2 protein-coding genes are annotated in these 1,098 nt (G+C 61.8%); one reads left to right on the forward strand and one right to left on the reverse strand.

Features of this window, described 5'->3' with window-relative positions; all coding sequences use genetic code 11:
• Positions 1-683 (reverse strand): transcriptional regulator FnrL (gene fnrL, locus ACXYMW_RS19725; protein ID WP_459037037.1); only part of this gene is annotated, 683 nt, incomplete at its 3' end.
• Between the two features lie 248 nt (positions 684-931).
• Between fnrL and ACXYMW_RS19730 the strand changes: the two genes are divergently transcribed.
• Positions 932-1,098: VIT1/CCC1 transporter family protein (locus ACXYMW_RS19730; protein ID WP_459037038.1), on the forward strand; the 167-nt coding region annotated here is incomplete at its 3' end.

Genomic DNA, 1,098 nt, shown 5'->3' on the forward strand with positions numbered 1-1,098 from the left:
AGCGCGCCGATCTGCCGGCTCACGGTTTCCAGCGTCAGGCCGAGATGGTCGCCAATGGCCTGACGCGTCAGGGGGAGTTCCAGACGCTGTAATGCACCTGGCGACGGAGGCTGGTCGGCCAGAGCGGCTTCCCGCCGGGCTACGGTATCGATAAAGCTCGCGACCCGCGACTGCGCCGATGCCCGCCCCAGAATGCTCATCCAGCAGCGGGCGGCATCGAGCTCATCGAGCGTCATCTCCAGCAGCCGCTCAGAAATATGCGGCATCTCCTGCATCAGGAGTTCAAAAGGGCGCCTCTTGAAACAGCACAAGGTCACGGCGCTGGCAGCGGTGATGTCATACAGCGCCTGATCGCGCCCGGGGCGGCCAATGAAATCGGAGGGCATCAGTATCCCCACGATGTGCTGGCTACCGTTCTGGAGTGTGCGAGACAGGGTTGCGACCCCGGAGATGACCGATCCGATGAAGCTCAGCCGATCACCCTCCCATACGATGTTCTGCCCTGGCTCGTAGTGACGGTAAAACTTCGTGTCTTCGAGCCTGGCTAGTTCCGGCGGCGTGCATTTTGCGCAGACCGCGCGGGTCCTGATGGCACAATCGCTGCATCGCAGGCTAAACGGACCAGACAAACCGGCATCCCCCTCAAAGTGCAGATGATCCCCCTGCGCATGGTACTCGGTCAAGCCTCCCTGCATTTTTGTGATCGCTCGCCAGCGGGTGCGGGGATCGGTCCTAAAGAGCTTCCTACATTGCGCCTTTCCCGAATCTGACGCTGAATGCACCTACGGGTCTTGTAGTTGATTTGTGTCAAAGCGGCACCGGGCGCGTTGTATCAACCTTGGGAGCGCCTATTGGCGGACGGCATGCCGGTCGCGGAAGCGTTTTGTGTATGTCGAATGTGCGGTGCACTACAGGCCCAGAGGTATGAGCGATGGAACGTGCAGTTGGGAAACCGAGGCCGCCCGGCGTCCTGTACCTCAGGGACGCGGTGTTCGGCGCCGTCGACGGTGCCGTGACGACATTTGCAATCGTGGCCGGAGCTGCCGGCGCGGGCCTGGCCACCCACATCGTGGTGGTCATCGGCATTGTCAGCGTGCT

The organism is Roseivivax sp. CAU 1761 (assembly GCF_054482755.1).